Raw genomic sequence first — 17,194 nt, 5'->3', positions numbered from 1 at the left:
GGCGCAGGCGCGGTGCAGGTCCTGAAGACCGCCTGTCTGGCCGCTGTGGCGGTCACGCTGGTCGTATCAGGTCTGTCGATCGCGGCGGAGCGGCGGGTCGCGACGGTTGCCTTGGCGGCCGATGGCGACCCACCGGCACGTGACGCGATGCTGGCGGAGGCTCGCACCTGGGCGCCGGGGTCGATTCCGGGACGGGCGGCGATCGGCCTGACCGCGCTGTGGCTGCGCAAGGCAGGTGAAGCCACCGCACCCGCACCCCGGCAGAATGCGCTGGCCCAGGCCCGCGCCATGCTCGCCATCGCCGATGCGGGTCGGCCGCATGCGGCCGCGACGTTGCTCCTCCATACGCAGCTCGCACTGGTCGAGGGGCAAAACCCCAGCCGGGGCGCGACCCGCGCCTTTGCCGCCAGCTATGCCGCGGCGCCCTTTCTCACCTCGGAAGGGTTCTGGCGCACGGCCTATGCCGCGAATTACTGGAAAACCCTGTCCCCCGCGACGCGCGATGCCGCGATCGAGGAAGCGGTCTGGCTGGCGGGACTAGACGGTCGGTTCAACGATCGGCTGGCCGCGATCCTTGGGGGATCCCCGATGGCGGTGCGCTACGCGCTGCGGACGCGGGCGCCCCACTGACCTCCGGCGAAGCGATGCGCGCCGAAGCGAAACGTGCCCGGCCAGAGCCGAACCCCATAGCGCGCCCACCAGCACCGCGAACAGCGCAGCGATCGCCGGCACGTTCAGGGCGATGTCGATCATCGCGCTCCCGCCGATCGCCCCGATCGCACACAGGACCGCGACCGACGACCAGTCGCGCCGGACGGTGAACACCTGCCGCGCCATGATGGCCAGACCGATCAGCAGCAGCGCCAGGCATGGCAGCCCTGCTTCCATCACCAACTGGATCGGTGCGTTATGCGCAGCGCCGAAATTCCAGTAGATCGGTGCGGTGCCGGGCGTCAGCGTCTGGAGATTGATCTCGAAAAAACTGCCAAGGCCGTAACCCCAGACGGGGCTGCTCCACGCCACCCCGGCATAATGGCGGATGCTGTCCCAGCGCAGGCCGGCATCTGCGGCAAGGTAGCTTGATCGATCGGCCATCGGTGTGATCAGGGCAACGATCGTCACCAGCCCCAGCAGGGCGACGGCGCCGATCGCGACGGCACCGATCGGCGGAGCCGCGCCATCGCGCCGTATCAACCGCAACGCCAGCATCACGCCTCCGAACAGCACGGCCAGCAGCACCGCGCTACGGCTGCCGGTCATCGCGCAAAGGATCAGCGCCACGGCACAGCCTGCCAAAGCGGCGAGGCGCAGCGCTCTGCCCTCCCTGCCCTCCTCGCCCGGCGACAGGACGACACCGCCCGCCAGCAGGGCGACGACCGCAAAGACGATGCCGGCCGCATTGGTGTTGCCCAGCGTTCCGGCATAGCGCGTGGCATGCGCCGCATCGTACAGCCAATCGATCGCGTCCACTGCGGCATACAGGATGTAGACGATCCCGAAGATCGTGAGCCACCGCACCAGCCTGGCGGGCGAGCCCGACCGATAGGCGAGCAGCGCTGCGGCGACGAGCAACAGCGTCGTTGCCAACGCCTTCGCCAGCGCCAGCCCGAACAGGTCCGCCGCAGGCCGCACCGACACGGGCACCACCGCGGGCAGCGCACTCCACAACAGCGCCCCCCCGAACAGGCAGAGCGGCACCCGCGCCCGTCCCCAGAACCGCGATTCCCCAGGTGAACGGTACAGAACGAACCCCGCCACCAGCGCGTTCGCAAAGGACGCCACCCCGCTCGACACCCCGTCATTCGCCCCGCCCAACGCCAGCTCCATCATCAGCAGCGCCGCGATCAACGGCGTTGCCCATGCCAACCTACCGCTATCTCGCTCGAGCTTGTGGTCGGGCACGGCCCCCGCCCGGTCGCGGGTAGCGCTCCGCAGCGCATCGGCGTGTTGGTCTTGAGAGGTGCCGGGGCTGCGCATCACGGATCATTCACATTTTGCCGGCCCATGGCGTGCCGGTCGTCGCGCGATGGAATACCCAATAGCGTCAGATCACGCCAGATTGGCGCCGTGTCCCGAAAACATACGATGTGGCTGCATCGACAATAACTTAAAGAGGGACGGCTGGTGACCACGGGTTTATGGACGGCGGCGATTACGCGACGTCCAAGGACCAATTTGTGCTGCTTTCCCACTCCCATAGATCAACCCTATGGGGGCTGCTGACGATAGCATTGTTGATCGGCCTGGGTGTTGTATTGCTGACCATGGACGACGACCGGGAATATCTCGATGTCATTCCGATGGAGGCTCCCAAGACCGCGGTTACGCCCACCGAACCGGCGGAAGACGACATCGCACTCGACGACCTGATACCGAGCGCGGTCCTCGAATTGTCGCCGCAGGACGCGTTGACCCGCAACCTCGCGCTGCCGCTCAGCCGCGCCAACAATCCGCTTGCCCCGCCCTTCGTCGCGGCGTGGCTGGGTGCGGATCTGGAGCGCTCGACCACCTGCCTGGCAAACGCGGTCTATTACGAAGCCAATGGTGAGCCGATCGCCGGCCAGCGCGCGGTTGCACAGGTGGTGCTCAACCGGTTGCGCCATCCCCGCTATCCCAAGACGATCTGCGACGTCGTCTATCAGGGGTCGGATCGGCCGACCGGGTGCCAGTTCAGCTTCACCTGCGACGGGTCCTTGGCCCGCGCGCCCAATCCGGTGCGGTGGAAGAACGCGGTGCAGGTTGCCGAGGCCGCTCTGGCCGGCTGGACTTCCGCCGAAGCGGGACAGGCGACGCATTACCACACGCTGTATGTGTTTCCGAAATGGGCGCCGACGCTGCTCAAGACCGGCATCGTCGGCCAGCATATCTTCTATCGCCTGCCTGGCCGCTTCCACGATTACTCGGCCTTCCGCGCCGCGACGCCCCCGGCCGAAGTTGCTCCGCCGATGATCCTGGCGCCGACGATCCCGGACGATACCGGTGTGCTGATGGCAGGAGCGGAGGGCGGTGCACGCCGTGCGGAGGAACAGTCCGTGGCTGGTGCCGTTCGCGTCGGGGTAGGTGGCGGCACGCCTGAAACGACGGTGCGGGCCGAACCGCCCGCCATATCCGCCGTACCTGCCGCCCCGACGGTTGCCGCCGCCCCGAACCCAGTGCCGGCGGCAAAGGCCAAATCGGAAGATTATTTCCCTAACCGTCGGAAATCGCGTTCACATCTCCCCCTGACGCAATAAGAGCCGCTTTGAACATATGCGCCGGGCAGCAATACCTTGCGGGCCGATCTGGTCCGGAATGTTGCGGCCGATCTACAGGATTGCACCCATGAATGTTGTGACGATACCAAGCGAAGCCGAAAGCCGTCCGGTACGCAAGGTCGCCATCATCCATTACTGGTTGGTGACGATGCGCGGCGGGGAGCGCGTGCTGGAGCGGATCTGCGATCTTTATCCCGATGCCGACATCTTCACGCATGTCGTCGATGAAACGGTGTTGTCACAGACGCTGAAGCGGCACCGCATCTTCACCACATCGATCGCAAAACTCCCCTTTGCCCGGTCGCAATATCAGAAATACCTGCCGTTGATGCCACGCGCGCTGGAGACGCTGGATCTCAGCGCCTATGATCTGGTCATCAGTTGCGAGGCGGGGCCGACCAAGGGGGTTATCACCCGCCCCGACGCGGTGCACGTCACCTATTGCCACTCGCCGATGCGCTATATCTGGGACCAGTATCACGCCTATCGCGCAGCGAGCGGCCGGCTGGCGAAGCTGTATCTGCAGATGGTGGCGCCGCGGATGCGGGCGTGGGACCGGATGAGCGCATCGCGCCCCGACCTCATCATGGCCAACAGTCAGTTCGTGCGCCGGCGCATCGCCAAATTCTGGGGCCGCGAAGCCAGCGTCGTCTATCCGCCGGTTGAGGTCGATCTGTTTCAGCAGAGCAACGCGGTGACCGACGAATGCGTATGGATCAGCCAGCTCGTACCCTATAAGCGGCCCGATCTGGCCGTCGATGCCTTTACCCGCACCGGCCGCAAGCTGCACGTGATCGGCGATGGCCCGATGCTGGAGGCGCTGAAGGCGCGTGCCGGGCCGAATGTTCGCTTCACAACACGCATGCGCTTCGACGAGCTGCGCGCCGCCTATGCGCAGGCGCGCGCGCTCATCTTCACTGCCGAGGAAGATTTTGGGATCATCCCGGTGGAATCGCAGGCTGCGGGGCGGCCGGTGGTCGTCTTCGGACGCGGGGGCGGCACTGAAACGGTGATCGACGGCGCGACGGGCATCCACTTCCACGAACAGACGGTGGACTCGCTGGTCGAGGCCATGGACCGCTTTGACGCATGGTTGCCCAGCTTCGACCCTGCCGTGGCGATCGCCCACGCTCGGAACTTCGACCGCGCCCGCTTCATGCAAGGCTTTGCCGCAGAAGTACGCCGGGCGGAGGCATTGGTCGCCGCCAATACGGCGCTGGCGGATTAAGCGGTAGCGCCGCGACGGAACGCCGACTTATGCGACCGAGAGGTATAATCCGATCGCGGCCGCCCATGCCGCCACGGCTGCGATCGCCGCGATCGTCAGCTTGGTGCGCGGGGCATAGGGCTCGACATAAGGTTCAGGCGCATCGCCAAGCTGCAGCGGTTCCGCAATCGACGCTGTGGCCCGCATGCCGTCGGAACGTAGCGCTCCTACCGCCGGCGGAAAGGCGATCGGTGCTTCGATCGGCGTGTGCAAAGCCATGTGCAACATGTCCTGCGTGATCGGCGTGATAAACTCACAGCCATATATGTCCGCATCCCGGCGCATGATGCGCGCCTGGTGCGTGCCGATGCCCGCAAAACCGATGGATATGGAGGCACCGACCGGCAGATCCGGTGCGCCACTCAGACGAAAACCGGTCAGCGAAAGATCCTCGATCGTCACATCATGCGGGCGCGTGATCTTGTCCCGCAACGTGGCGTTCAGATCGACCATAAAGCGCACGAAACCGCGATCGTCGCTCGTCATCTGCGCAGCAATTGGCATGTCGTTCCCCAGTCGTTCCAGGCAGCAATGCAGAGGAAAGGTAAAGGGGCCGTGAACATATCTACCGCCGCTTAGCTTGGCGGACATACAAAAACAGCGTCAATATTTAGTTACTTCATACGCTTAACGAATTCATTCGAACAGGTACGTGCAAACTGACGGCATATGATGACGGTATGTAGAAATATCACGCGCGACTACGTAACATCGCCCAACTTCATGATCATGTTCATGCAAGTTGATGCGTCGCATACGCGTGCACGTTACCCAGTATTGCGGGGATGCTCTCCTGTCACGATCACGTTTCTTGTCGCCGATGATTTGCATGGTGCGCCGGGATGGTTGGAAACGCAACGTCATATAGCTGCCAATAGCTGCCGCTGGGGGCAGTATAGCGCATGACGGCTGCGACGGGCACGGCCACGGCGTCGCACCGGACGGCGCTGGCCTCGATCCTGACGGTCGGGGGGCGATTGCTGTCGCGGGTCATCGACCTGCTGGCGTTGATCGTGCTGGCGCGGTTGCTCACGCCTGCCGATTTCGGCCTGATCGGTATCGCAATGAGCCTGATCTTCATCGTCGAAGCGATCATGGAGCTGCCAGTGTCGCAGGTGCTGCTCGTCGAACGCGACATTACGCGCCCGATGATGGACACTGCGTTCACGCTCAGCCTGCTGCGCGGCATCGTACTGGCGATCGTGATCGGTGCCATCGCCTGGCCGTTCGCGGTCGCCTATGGCGACATGCGCCTGTTGCCGCTTGTGCTCGCCCTGTCGATCGCGCCTGCCGTTCGCGGGATTAGCAATCCCCGGCTGGCGCTATATTGCCGAGACCTGGATTTTCGGCGCACCGTCGCCACCGAGATTTTCGGCAAGCTTGGCTCGCTCGCAGCATCGACCGCGGTGGCGCTGGCGACGGGCAGCTACTGGGCACTGGCGATCGGCACGATCGCTTCTCCGGTAATCGCGGCTGGCTTGTCCTTTGTTCTGGCACCCTATCTGCCCACGCTCTCGCTGCGGGAATGGCCCATGTTCCGGAACTTTCTGGGATGGCTGAGCGGTGCGCAGCTCTTTTCCGCCTTTGCATGGCAGATCGATCGGCTGGTACTGGGCTGGCTGGCGATCCCTGCGGTCGTCGGTCGCTTCACCATGGCGGACAATCTTGCCTCCATTCCGGGCCAGGTGCTGCTCGGGCCGATCCTTGGACCGTTGTCGGCCGGGCTCGTTGCCGTGCGGGAAGATCCCAAGAGGCTGCAACAGGCCTATCTGAAGACGCTGTCGGTAGTCACCCTGGTCGGCTTCCCGGTTCTGACCGGCACCGCGTTGCTGGCACAGCCGCTCGTCGGCCTCGCACTGGATGACAAGTGGCGCAGTGTCGCGCCCGTGCTGCAATGGCTGGCGCTGGCGGGCATACCGGGGCTGTTGTGGACGCCGCTCAACGCGCTGGCGCTGGCGTTGCGGCGATCCAACCTGATCTTCAACCGTCAGTTGACCGATTTCCTCGTCAAGGTGCCGCTGGTTATCGCGGCAGGCTGGCTGTTTCTGGTTCCCGGCATCGCGGCCGCGCGTGGGATAGCTGCACTGGTATTGGCCGCCCTGGCCATCGATGCGGCGCGGCGCCTGTCCGGGGTAAGCGCCTGGGCACAGGTCAAGGCCATTGGCCGGCCCGCCATCGGCTGCATGGCCATGGCTGCGGTCGTTCTCCCCGCCCTGCAACTGGCCCCGCCCGGACTGTCCAAGATCGGACTGGTCCTGGCCATCGGTCTGCTTGGAGGTCTGGGCGCTCTGATATTTGCGGGGACCACCCTGCTGTTTTGGCATGGGCGCGGCCGCCCTGATGGCGCGGAGGCGATGCTGCTGGGCTTGATGGGCAAGATGGTGCTGCGCGGCCGTTTTTCACCGCGCGCCGCGTCCCGGTCGGATGCGCCGCTCAGCACCGCCGAAACCCGCGACCGCATGTTCGCGATTGCCACGGCCAGCAACAAATCAACCACCGATCCGGCGGCCTCCAGCGTTTACCGCATCCTCGACATCCTGACGCAGGCCAATCTGGTGCAACCGGTACAACCTGCCCCTGTACCGGCGGTCCGTCACCGCGAGACCATTCGTCTCACCTGCCTGAGCTGCAAGAAATCTCTTTCCCTTGAAAGCCCTATCGCGTTGAATGCGATCCACGGTTTGGCGCGGGCGGCAGATTTCCGGATGGCGGCGGAATTTATCGACGTTGCCGGACATTGTGCATCCTGCCGGCCGCATCGCGCGCCGATCGGGGCCGTGCACGTTGATCGACAGACAGACCCACCGGAGTTTCAGAGCATCCTCACCCAATCCCAAATCACACGCCGCAAGAGGTCTTGACGCATCGTGACCGTTACCAATTCAACCCTCACCGTTACGGCGATTGTCGCAGTCCTGATCGTGGCGTTTCTGCTGCTGAAGTGGCGCTCGAAGAACCACAGGCGCCGCATGTATCGGAACTACTTTCGGGATTGAGACAGGGGTTCGATTTCGCCCGCTTCCAAACGGCCGCTCAGGTACGAACCGGACGCACACGGCGCTGCTGGGTGCGGCGTCGACCGCGATGGCTGGGCTGACCTTGCGCAGGCGGCGCTGGCGTCGAGCCCGTACCGGGTGCCGGATGCATGGCCCGGCGGGAGCGGCGGATCGGCTGGCCGACGGCACTCAGGAAGGGCAGCGCAGCCGTGATCGCGAACAACGCGGCATTATACGCACCGAAATCGACCAGCGTGCCGGCAACCGCACCGGGCACCATGCACACCAGAATGCTGTAGCGCGCGCCAGTGACGACCCGGCGTATCTCATGGCTGGCACCGCGCAGCGAAAGTGTAAAAATCCGCAGGAAGAACAGGATCATCAGCAGGGCACCGACGATGCCGGTGCTGCTGAGTACCGCGACCGGCCAGGAGGATGCGCGCGTCGATCCCACCCCGACGCCATAACCGCCCGTGGCGAACAGCCCTTCCAGGCTGACGGTGTTCCAGCTGCTCCGCTCCGAGAAGGAGCTGCTCGACGTCTTGTTCAGCACGGTTTTGTCGACCAGATCGAACAACCCGCCGAACAGGCTGGGCGTCGCGATGATCAGCGCGATGCAGCACAGGATCGCGGCGCCGATGAACAGCAATTCGATGACCGCGCGCTTCTCATCCGCACCGTGCCGCAGCGCCAGCACGTTGCTGCCGACCGCGATCAAACCTAACACGGCCAGGCCGAGAAACGCGGCGGACGATGTCGACAGCACGGTCAACAGGACCAGCATCAAGGCCAGCGGCATCTCCAGCTTTGCATAGGCACCGCCCAGCGCCTGGCCGATCTTCATGAAATAGATCATCGAGGCAAAGGAGAGCACCAATGCGCCATAACCCGAAGCCTCGGTGTTGAAGCCGATCACCCGGCGCATGCCGCCGACATCGTCGCCGTCCATGATCACATAGGTTGCAGTGCGCAGCGGAGCGAGCAGACCGGTGCCGGCGGTTGCCATGTCGAGCAGGCCGGCGAACATCGCCACGACACCCCCGACGAAGATCGCCTTGTAGACCAGCCGGCGCGTGTCGGTCTGCAACAGCAGCTGGTAGATCGATACGGTGATCGCAAAGGAGGACAGCAGGTACAAAGGCTGGGTGATATTGCCCGAACCGAAACCCAGTGCGCTGCGCCGGATGTTGTTCAGACCCATGACCGGCGCCCCGCTGAACAGGAAGGGCGCGGTGTAGGTAACTGCCAGTGCAAAGGCCATGAACGCGGTCAGCAGGCCCAGCTTGTTATAGTCGATCAGCCCGTCAACCAGCAGATGGGGCCGACCGGATGCCAGAAAGGCCTTGATGCACAACAGCCCTGCGCAGGCGGTCAGGGGCAGGAACGTCGTACCCCCCGTCAGATTGACGGGAAGGATCGCCAGCGATCCGAAAGCGAGGCTGCTGAAGAACAGGTACAGCGTCCACCGGACATCCGCGATGGCCGCGGCAAAGAACAGCAGCCAGAAAATTCCGAGAACGACCATTGCAGCCCCTGAGTTCGGCCCGATCCCGGCCGCGATTTCCGTTTGTGTTCGGCGTCACGCCGATCACCCGGCGGCCAAAGACAGGCATTGGATCGATTTCACCAACGATCTGCCGACGTAATCCTTTGCGAGGTCTCGATAATAGCATTGCCTCCCGCGCAACGCCATCCCGACCGGAGGTGGCTTGATAGGCGGTGCTGCAGGAAAAAGCACATTCAGCGTATCATTTTCACACAGGTCACGAAATCTTGACCTCCCGCCATCACAAGCAACATGGCTAAGCATCGGTAAAGCTGCCGTTTGCACCGCGGTAACCGCCCGCCATGCAAGCCTCTCGTATTTTCAGCCGCTGCGCCAAGCAGGAGTTTTATCGTGGACAACCTGCCCCTGGGTACGCCCGAATGCAATCGGCAGGGCATCGACCGGGTCATCACCTTCGTGACCGACCGCGGCTATCTGGTGCAAAGCCTGATCGCCGCATCGCAACTCGCTGCGCAGGCCGATGTCGTCGCGATCGCCGACATCATCATCTACCTGATCGACATACCCGATGACGAGCAGGCCGCGATCCGAACCGCACTCGGCGCATCGCGTTTCAACTTCCGGTTTCTGGACAGCAGATCCTTCATCCCGGACAGCGCGGACCGTCTGCCCTCGCTGCATGTTCCACGTTCGACGCTGGGCCGGCTGGTGCTCGACGCGCACATCCCGGCGCAGTACGACACAATCCTCTACATGGACGGCGACATCCAGATCACCGGTTCGGTCGCGCCCCTGGTTGCGCATGACTGCCCCCCCGGCAAGGTCCTTGCCGGCTGCGACCGGCTGAACAATGGCGGCAAATATGCCAACCCGTCATCCTATCTCAGCCGGCTCGGCATCATGCATCCGACCGATTACGTGAATGCCGGCATCATGTTGGCATCGCGTGCCGCATGGCGCGAATACACCGGCGAGGCGCTTCGTTTTCTGACGAACCATCCAGAATGCTGCAAGCATCACGACCAGAGCGCGCTCAACGCGGCAATCGGCGAGCATCGCATACGGTTTGGCCCGGAATACAACTACACGACATGGTTCCAGGCGGCGGACGGCCAGCATCTTGTCCGCCCGAGAATCGTCCATTTCACCGGCCCGGCCAAGCCGTGGAACTCCCTGAAGGGGCCTTGGGGCACTCGCTATCGCAAGGTCTATGCGGATTTTCTGGCAGCCCACCCCTATTTCACACGCTACCTGACGCTGACCGACAGCCGGGACATCGATCCGAAATATGCCGATCCCTCACTCGCCATGCGGGCGAGACGCGCGCTGAAATCGGTGAAGGCGGCAATCGACAGCCGCTGGCATTCCGTCCTACTGCGCAGGTTCCTGCATCGGGCACCGTTCAAACGTCTCGATTGATTGGGTAGTTGAAGTTCGCCACGCAGTCGCCGGGCGGCCGCCATGGTTTGCTGAACCATGAGCGTTTGAAATCGGGATAAGGCGGGCGATGACGGAAGTTACAGAAACGGAAAAGGCGGTGCCCGAGCAGCCGCGCCCTGGCGTCGGCCGGCGTACGGCGGGCAGCGTGGCATGGTTGATGGCGTCCCGCCTGGCGGCGCGGGGGATCGACTTCACGACGCTGATCGTCCTGGCGCGTACCCTGTCGCCGCAGGATTTCGGGCTGATCTCGGTGGCGATGACGTTGATCTTCATCGTCGAAGCAGTGTCGGAATTGCCCATCTCGCAATCGATGGTGCGGCTCGACCGTGTCGGCCGCAGCCATCTCAACACCGCCTTCACCATCGGGTTGATGCGCGGCGGCCTGCTGGCGCTGGTGATCGCGCTGGCCGCGGTACCGTTTTCCTATGCCTATTCGGATTCGCGGCTGGTGCCGCTGATCCTGTTCCTGGCGCTCGCCCCGATCACGCGCGGTCTGCAAAGTCCGGCCATGGTGCAATATGCCCGGCGCATCGATTTCCGGCGCGATCTAGTGATCGAGATCGTCAGCAAGCTGTGCGGCTTTTCGGTCGCCACCAGCCTTGCCATCGCAACCCATTCCTATTGGGCGATTGCGATGGGAACGGTGGTCACGCCGGTAGCCAGCATGGTGCAATCCTACTTCTTTGCGCCCTTCCGGCCACGGCTCAGCCTTGTCCGGTGGCGCAGCTTTGCCGGTTTCCTGAGCTGGGCCAGCCTCGCGCAGGCGCTCGGCGCGCTAAGCTGGCAATCCGACAAGCTGATCCTGGGCCGCTTTATCGGCAAGGCCGATCTAGGCCACTTCTCGATGGCGGCCGACCTGTCGTCCGTGCCCGAACAGGTGCTGGTGGCGCCGGCGATGCGGCCGCTGATGGCCGGCTTCGTGACGATGAAGGACTCATGCGAACGCATGGCGCGGGCCTATCAGCGCATATCGCTGACGCTGCTGACCATCGCGGCGCCGGGCATGGTAGGGCTGAGCCTGATCGCGGATCAGGTCGTGCCCGTCGTGCTGGGGCCGAACTGGATTACCGCGATCCCGATGCTGCGCTGGCTCGCGATCGCACCGATCTTCGTCGTCTGGGTATCGCCGCTCGACCCGATGGCGATGGCGATGGACCGCACCTCCATCTTCCTGCGACAGCGCCTTGTCGAAGTTGCGATCAAGATCCCGTTGCTGATCGGCCTGATCTGGACATTCGGTGTCGCGGGTGCGGTCATCGGCCGCGTGGCGACCAACGCGATCCTGATGGTCGTGACGATGGGCTATGTCCGCAAGCTCGTCGGCCTGCGCATCATCGCGCAATTGATCGCCCCCTGGCGCATCGCCCTGGCGACAGCCGGCATGGCGGCGGCCATCCTGCTGCTGCCGGATGCCCTGCGCCACTCGCTGTCGATCCTCGCGGTCGCCGCCACGGTCATCGTCGGGGGCGTCACCTACATTGCCATCCTGCTCCTTTCCTGGGCTCTAGTCGGACGCCCGGAAGGGATGGAAACCATGGGGACGAAGCTTTTCGCACAGTTGCGAGGCAAATTGTTCAGGCACCGGGCGACATAGCATCCGGCCCGGCAGGCGCATCAGAACTCCAGAATGCGTTCCGGTTGCAGGCGGCCGGTGACCAGATCCTTCAGAGCCCGCCAATTACCCTCGGCGCGCCCCTTGCGATCGATCCAGGGTTCGGGCCTGAATGCCTTGGCGTGGTTGCTCGCCATGTTGCGCGTCATCAACCACAGTGCGTCACGGGCCGGCATCGTCCCCTTGCGGATCAGGTACAGGGGGTTGGCGATCTGCGAGTAGCCAAATTTCTGGCCGGCGGTACGCCCTCCCTTGACGCCCTGATGGACGCCAACAAATGCCTCGGTCCGTGCGACAACGCCGTGATCGCGCAGCCGGCGCGAGAAATCGACATCCTCCTGCCAGGCGTAAAGCGGCAGCCGTTCGTCGAAGCGGACGTCCTTCACCACCGACCAGCGGAACGCCATGTTGCAGCCATAGGTGCCCAGCGTCTCGTTCAGCGCGAGGTTGGGTGCGGCATCCTCCGCATCGAAGCGCGCGATCATCGCGGATGCGGTTTCGAAGTCGATGCCGGCGCTGTGAATGCCGTCGGCGAGCAGCCGGCCGGTAGTGCCGACCAGTTCCGGATGCGCCTCGAACACGCGGGCGATCCCCTCCAGACAGCGTCGGCTGGGCACGTAATCGTCATCGAAGAAAGCCACGACATCCGGCGCGCTGGTGAGCGCGTTCAACCCGGAATTGCGCTGGTGCGACGATCCCTTGGGGCCTCGCAGAACGGTAACGGTGTTGTCGTGAAAGCCTGCGGGCAGATCCGCATCGGACGCGATGGAAAAGACGATCTCGCAGGGCGTCAGCGTCTGGCGACGGCAATGATCGGCCCAGCGCGCCAGCTCTTGCGGCCGGCCAACGCTTGCAATGACAATAGCGACCTTCATCGTACCAGCCCGTTTCCCTGCAATTCGATGCAACCGTTGATACGATTACGCATTCCCCACCCCGACACGCCTATCAAAGGGTTAGGTGTCTGGACACTCCATCGACGCCCACCGCGTACCATTCTGCGCCACCTACTACCGCGAACAGCGCCGCAGCGTCTCGATCAGAACGTCCCCCGCCCTCTCCCACGTGAAGAGCCCCGCCTGCACCTTCCCCTTGGCCTTCATCGCCTCGCGCAACCCGTTGTCGTCACGCAAGGCACGCATCTGCGCCTGCCAAACGTCCGGTCGGTCGGGCGCTGCGTATAATGCACCCTCCCCACACGCCTCCGGCAGCGCACCGCAAGGCGCGACGATCGCCGGCGTACCCAGGATCATCGCCTCGAGCGGCGGAAGGCCGAACCCCTCGGTCGTAGACGGCATCGCAAAACATAGCGCCTGTTCCAGCAGGCCGCGTAGCTCGGCATCGCTGATCGCGCCGGTGAACAGGACGTCGTCGGGCATGAAGGGATAGGCCGCCTTCATCTCCGCTGCGCTCGCCTTGCCGAGCAGGACCAGCTTAACATCCCCCATCGCGCCATCGGCAAAGGCGCGCAGCAGCACGGCGATATTCTTGTGCGGCTGCGTCGTCGCCAGCGCGACGACATAGCGGCCCGCTGCCAGCTTCAGCCGATCGACCGTCGCCATGTCGCTGGCAAAGCCGAGCACGTGATCGCAGCCATTGGGTATGACGGTGATGCGCGCTTCGGGGGCTACGCCATAGCTGACGAGTTGCCGCTTGGAGAAGTGCGACACGGTGAGCACCTGCACGTTCCGGCGTCCCAGACGCGGAAGCAGGAAGCGATACCAGCGCACGAACGCCTTAGAATAGGATTGCGGCGCGGTATAGACCTGCGCGTCGTGGATCATCGTGATGCCGCGCGCAGCCGCCAGCGGCCCGACATTCGACAAGGACAGGATCAGGTCGTCCTGGCCTTGTTCACGTCGCCGTGCCTGTCGTGGCAGGCTGGCCTGCTCCCAGAGCTGCCCGCGAACGCGTCCCGCCTTGTGTACGGCCACGCCGGCGATCGACGATGCCGCATCGCCGGGGGGCGCCTCGACCTGTATCCCGCCCGGGAACACATCTTCCAGTTCGTGCCGGCGCGCACCGATCTGATGCAGCAAGGCCATCGAGACGCGCTGGACGCCGGTCGGGCGGGCATAAAGGAAACGCCCGTTGACGAGCAGGCGCCCGCCCCCGCTCTTGGATGCACGATCACGCGGCAATAGCATCAACCCTTCCTGCCTGCCCATGCAGGATCAGCGACTGCCCTTGGCGGCCAAGACCGCAGGCACGGTCATCGCCATGATCTTCAGGTTCAGACCCAGCGACCGATGGCGCGAATAGGCGACATCCAGCGCGACACGGCGCCGATACGTGGTATCGCTGCGCCCGCTGACCTGCCAAAGCCCGGTGATGCCGGGACGCACGCTGCAATATTCGTTGAAGCGACGACCATAGCGCACGACTTCCGCGGCAACGATCGGTCGGGGGCCGACGATGCTCATCGTGCCGTTGATGAGGTTGAAGAACTGCGGCAGCTCATCAAGGCTGCTCTTGCGCAGGAAGGCGCCCAGCGGGGTGATGCGCGGATCGTTGCGCAACTTGTGATCCCGTGCCCATTCCGCCCGCGCCAGCGGATCGCTCGCCAGAAGCTGCTCAAGCCGTTCGGTAGCGTCGACCACCATCGTCCGGAACTTGAAGCACCGGAACATGCGACCGTTACGCCCGATTCTGGGCTGTGCGAAGATCAGCGGCCCCGGGCTGGTGATGTAGATCGCCAGCGCAAGACCGATGAGCAACGGCGCAAAAACGACAACGGCGATGATCCCGACAAGCAAGTCCAGGACACGCAAAAGAGCTTCGCCGGCATTTTTGTCCTTGGGGGTATCGGAGATGCTGATTTCGCCGATCCTTCCTTGTGTTAGGTACATGATGCCAGCCCCTTTCCAGCCAAACAGCGTCGCAGTTTCACGCAACGGAATTGGATTGGATGTATGTTTTGCTGTATCGCTTCAGCATTGATCGAGTTTTTTACAACTTCTTATCATGCGACGCGAAACTGATATTTCCCCTGAAGCATAAATTCAATGTTTGCAATAAGATTGGTCAACTGGCCCACCCATATTGGGACGCTTTTTTGCGGTGGACCGGGCGCAACCTTCTTTGACCAAAGGTGTTTAGCGGCCGCCCAGAACGCGTCTTGAAATCTCGACGTGGCGCTTGGCGAAGGCATAGGAACTCAGGCCCTCGGGCCCCATTCGTGCCTGCGCCGCAACCGCCCGATCATAGCGCAATGCCGGGTTCGCCAGCAGGCGCTCGATCGCGGTCTCCAGCGCCGTCACACTGCCGCTCTCGACATAGGTGACTTCCGTATCGTCGAAATAGTCGCGCAAACCGCCGACATCGGTTGCAATGGTTGCGACCCCGTTCAGCGCCGCTTCCTGCAAGGCCGTGATGCCCGAGGCATGGGCGTTTGGCAGCAGAGGGACGATGGCGATCGCCGATTGCCAGTAGAGACTTTTAAGCCCGGCATTGTCGCCTACTCCGGCGATCTCGACATTCGCCACCCCTGCCGCCAGTGACTTTGAACAGGTGGTGGACACGATGCGCAGCCTCCAGTCCGGATGCCTGGCAACCGCCTTGATGAGGGTCGACCAGTCGCGGTGCACGTCATTGCCGACCGCAATGATCAACTTCGATCCCGCGGCGTCGTCGCGAACGGGAGCGACCTTGTCGGAGGCGTTGATGCCGAACAATACGTGTTCGCTTTGCGCATCGGGGAGGCGCGTCCGCGCCATGGTTAGATTCTCGCGCGAATGAAAAGTCAGCACATCGGCGTGACGAAGCAGCCGGCGGTAATATGCGCGGCGCACCTTGGACAATCGGTCCCAACGATCCATCAGCCAGACGCTTTGCGCCAATAGCTTGGGACGCGCCTCTTGATCCAGGCGCTTCACCTTGAACATCTGACTGATAGCGAGATGCTGGGATTCTGTATGCGTCCATACGACGTCCGCGGCGCAAATCGCCGCACGGTTGCGCCAGGCGTGCACGAAATCAAATCCCAGAATGGCGCGCGCGCCTAGCCGGACCAAACGCCCCAGCCTGCCTTCCGCATGATCTTTCGACGATGTCATCGCAGCCACCATCGGTGCCGCGTGACGATACCCATAGGGATCACGCTCGTTGATGCCGATCAGGCTGCCATCGTCGAACTTTCGCCCCCACACGGCCGGGTCATAGCCATAGGCTAGATGAACATGGACTTTCATGCAGTGCCATCCTGTTAACTGCGCGGCACATCCGCCTTGATGATCGGATGATGCCGGATCTATTTTCTTACATAGGCCCTGACGTAATCGACCTTCATCTCGCGGTCGTCCGGCATCTTGTCGATCGGCCAGCCACCGCCGGCAGCAAGATTGAGCAGGATCATCTTCGGCTGCAGATAGGCCGGTGCTGAATGGAAGCAGGCAACCGACCGACCGTCCAGAAAGACGTTGATCGCGTTCGCTTCGACGCTGACTCCGAACCGGTGCATTGCGGTGGTCAGTGACTGTGCCGGAACCCGCACCACCTCCGGCCCCTGGTCGACGCTTTTGCCGTCGGTCCACAGATGGGTCGTGGTGACATAGGTCGCGGGATCATGGCCATAATATTCCAGCACGTCGATTTCCGGAGAGGCCTGCCCCTTCTTGCCGATCGAGCCCAGCCAGAAGGCGGGCCATACGCCGTCACCCTTGGGCAGCATGGCGCGCATCTCGAAATAGCCTGTGCGTTGCATAAAACCACGGCCTGCGGCGTCGCTCGACGATAAAAGGCCCGAGCGCCACTTTCCGTCGGCTCCGCGCTTCATCCCGATCGTCAGAATGCCATCCTTGACGGAGAATGGGAAATTGTCCCCCGGGTCGACAAAGGCGGACTCGCCGAAATCGCCGTTCCATGGCGTATGTGCGGTCCAGCGCGTATTGGGGCCATGTGCAGACACATCCAGCGTGTCGAACGATTCATCGAACGTCACACGGTAATCCCGCAAGTCGATCGTTTTTGCACATTTGGGCGGAAGCGGGGTGCAGGCCGCCGTAGTGCCCAGGCTCAATCCTGCGCCAAGGCCCAGCCACCAGGACATGCGACGACGATCGCTCGTTACAGGCTTGCTGATGTCAATTTGCCGACACTGCCGGATCGCTGCCATGGGCT

14 protein-coding genes are annotated in these 17,194 nt (G+C 63.4%); 6 read left to right on the top strand and 8 right to left on the bottom strand.

What is annotated here, in order from left to right; all coding sequences use genetic code 11:
• Positions 1 to 12 precede the first annotated feature (12 nt).
• On the top strand, positions 13 to 630 hold the full coding sequence (locus NPJ82_RS17395; protein ID WP_342659335.1) for a hypothetical protein: 618 nt from the start codon (positions 13 to 15) through the stop codon (positions 628 to 630).
• Here NPJ82_RS17395 and NPJ82_RS17390 read toward each other — a convergent pair.
• A complete protein-coding gene (locus tag NPJ82_RS17390) occupies positions 538 to 1,866 on the bottom strand; it encodes an O-antigen ligase family protein (RefSeq protein WP_342659334.1) in 1,329 nt (442 codons plus the stop codon). The genes NPJ82_RS17395 and NPJ82_RS17390 overlap by 93 nt on opposite strands.
• A 272-nt stretch (positions 1,867 to 2,138) precedes the next feature.
• On the opposite strand from NPJ82_RS17390, the gene NPJ82_RS17385 reads away from it, so the two are divergent.
• Both NPJ82_RS17385 and NPJ82_RS17380 read left to right on the top strand, forming a co-directional pair.
• Entirely contained in the window at positions 2,139 to 3,233 is a 1,095-nt protein-coding gene (locus tag NPJ82_RS17385) for a cell wall hydrolase (RefSeq protein WP_342659333.1), read from the top strand.
• Positions 3,234 to 3,321: 88 nt separating this feature from the next.
• Positions 3,322 to 4,482: a glycosyltransferase gene (locus tag NPJ82_RS17380; RefSeq protein WP_342659332.1), complete on the top strand. Its 1,161-nt coding sequence runs from the start codon at positions 3,322 to 3,324 to the stop codon at positions 4,480 to 4,482.
• A 27-nt stretch (positions 4,483 to 4,509) separates the two neighbouring features.
• Here the strand turns inward: NPJ82_RS17380 and NPJ82_RS17375 are convergent, their stop codons facing one another.
• Positions 4,510 to 5,025, bottom strand: coding sequence for a PilZ domain-containing protein (locus tag NPJ82_RS17375; RefSeq protein ID WP_342659331.1), 516 nt, complete (start codon positions 5,023 to 5,025; stop codon positions 4,510 to 4,512).
• A gap of 398 nt (positions 5,026 to 5,423) precedes the next feature.
• Here NPJ82_RS17375 and NPJ82_RS17370 point away from each other — a divergent pair, with 398 nt between their 5' ends.
• Complete coding sequence (locus NPJ82_RS17370; protein WP_342659330.1) at positions 5,424 to 7,382, top strand: oligosaccharide flippase family protein; 1,959 nt, start codon at positions 5,424 to 5,426, stop codon at positions 7,380 to 7,382.
• Between the two features lie 172 nt (positions 7,383 to 7,554).
• On the opposite strand, the gene NPJ82_RS17365 is transcribed toward NPJ82_RS17370, so the two are convergent.
• Positions 7,555 to 9,042: a hypothetical protein gene (locus NPJ82_RS17365; protein ID WP_342659329.1), complete on the bottom strand. Its 1,488-nt coding sequence runs from the start codon at positions 9,040 to 9,042 to the stop codon at positions 7,555 to 7,557.
• Between the two features lie 300 nt (positions 9,043 to 9,342).
• Between NPJ82_RS17365 and NPJ82_RS17360 the strand changes: the two genes are divergently transcribed.
• The gene (locus NPJ82_RS17360; RefSeq protein WP_342659328.1) at positions 9,343 to 10,443 is read left to right on the top strand and encodes a glycosyltransferase; all 1,101 of its coding nucleotides are present in this window, start codon (positions 9,343 to 9,345) and stop codon (positions 10,441 to 10,443) included.
• 88 nt (positions 10,444 to 10,531) lie between these two features.
• Positions 10,532 to 12,058, top strand: coding sequence for a lipopolysaccharide biosynthesis protein (locus NPJ82_RS17355; protein WP_342659327.1), 1,527 nt, complete (start codon positions 10,532 to 10,534; stop codon positions 12,056 to 12,058).
• 20 nt (positions 12,059 to 12,078) lie between these two features.
• On the opposite strand, the gene NPJ82_RS17350 is transcribed toward NPJ82_RS17355, so the two are convergent.
• The 5 genes from NPJ82_RS17350 to NPJ82_RS17330 form a co-directional block, all read right to left on the bottom strand.
• Positions 12,079 to 12,951 carry a glycosyltransferase gene (locus tag NPJ82_RS17350; RefSeq protein WP_267347445.1) on the bottom strand — a complete coding sequence of 291 codons (873 nt, stop codon included), beginning with the start codon at positions 12,949 to 12,951 and terminating at the stop codon, positions 12,079 to 12,081.
• A 135-nt stretch (positions 12,952 to 13,086) separates the two neighbouring features.
• Positions 13,087 to 14,223, bottom strand: coding sequence for a glycosyltransferase family 1 protein (locus tag NPJ82_RS17345; RefSeq protein WP_342659326.1), 1,137 nt, complete (start codon positions 14,221 to 14,223; stop codon positions 13,087 to 13,089).
• Between the two features lie 27 nt (positions 14,224 to 14,250).
• Entirely contained in the window at positions 14,251 to 14,970 is a 720-nt protein-coding gene (locus NPJ82_RS17340; RefSeq protein WP_342659325.1) for a sugar transferase, read from the bottom strand.
• Between the two features lie 201 nt (positions 14,971 to 15,171).
• Positions 15,172 to 16,143: a glycosyltransferase gene (locus tag NPJ82_RS17335; RefSeq protein ID WP_342659324.1), complete on the bottom strand. Its 972-nt coding sequence runs from the start codon at positions 16,141 to 16,143 to the stop codon at positions 15,172 to 15,174.
• Between the two features lie 182 nt (positions 16,144 to 16,325).
• Positions 16,326 to 17,189, bottom strand: coding sequence for a glycoside hydrolase family 16 protein (locus NPJ82_RS17330; protein WP_342659323.1), 864 nt, complete (start codon positions 17,187 to 17,189; stop codon positions 16,326 to 16,328).
• Positions 17,190 to 17,194 lie beyond the last annotated feature (5 nt).

The sequence above is a fragment of the Sphingomonas sp. NY01 genome (assembly GCF_038809135.1).
Taxonomy (GTDB): Bacteria; Pseudomonadota; Alphaproteobacteria; order Sphingomonadales; family Sphingomonadaceae; genus Sphingomonas; species Sphingomonas carotinifaciens.
Note: the sequence above shows the minus strand (reverse complement) of the source record. Positions and strands in the feature narration are given on the sequence as shown.

Coding starts and splice junctions, on each gene's coding strand:
- NPJ82_RS17385 (WP_342659333.1), top strand. CDS start 2,139: ATGGACGGCGGCGATTACGCGACGTCCAAGGACCAATTTGTGCTGCTT.
- NPJ82_RS17380 (WP_342659332.1), top strand. CDS start 3,322: ATGAATGTTGTGACGATACCAAGCGAAGCCGAAAGCCGTCCGGTACGC.
- NPJ82_RS17375 (WP_342659331.1), bottom strand. CDS start 5,025: ATGCCAATTGCTGCGCAGATGACGAGCGACGATCGCGGTTTCGTGCGC.
- NPJ82_RS17370 (WP_342659330.1), top strand. CDS start 5,424: ATGACGGCTGCGACGGGCACGGCCACGGCGTCGCACCGGACGGCGCTG.
- NPJ82_RS17365 (WP_342659329.1), bottom strand. CDS start 9,042: ATGGTCGTTCTCGGAATTTTCTGGCTGCTGTTCTTTGCCGCGGCCATC.
- NPJ82_RS17355 (WP_342659327.1), top strand. CDS start 10,532: ATGACGGAAGTTACAGAAACGGAAAAGGCGGTGCCCGAGCAGCCGCGC.
- NPJ82_RS17350 (WP_267347445.1), bottom strand. CDS start 12,951: ATGAAGGTCGCTATTGTCATTGCAAGCGTTGGCCGGCCGCAAGAGCTG.
- NPJ82_RS17345 (WP_342659326.1), bottom strand. CDS start 14,223: ATGCTATTGCCGCGTGATCGTGCATCCAAGAGCGGGGGCGGGCGCCTG.
- NPJ82_RS17335 (WP_342659324.1), bottom strand. CDS start 16,143: ATGGTGGCTGCGATGACATCGTCGAAAGATCATGCGGAAGGCAGGCTG.
- NPJ82_RS17330 (WP_342659323.1), bottom strand. CDS start 17,189: ATGGCAGCGATCCGGCAGTGTCGGCAAATTGACATCAGCAAGCCTGTA.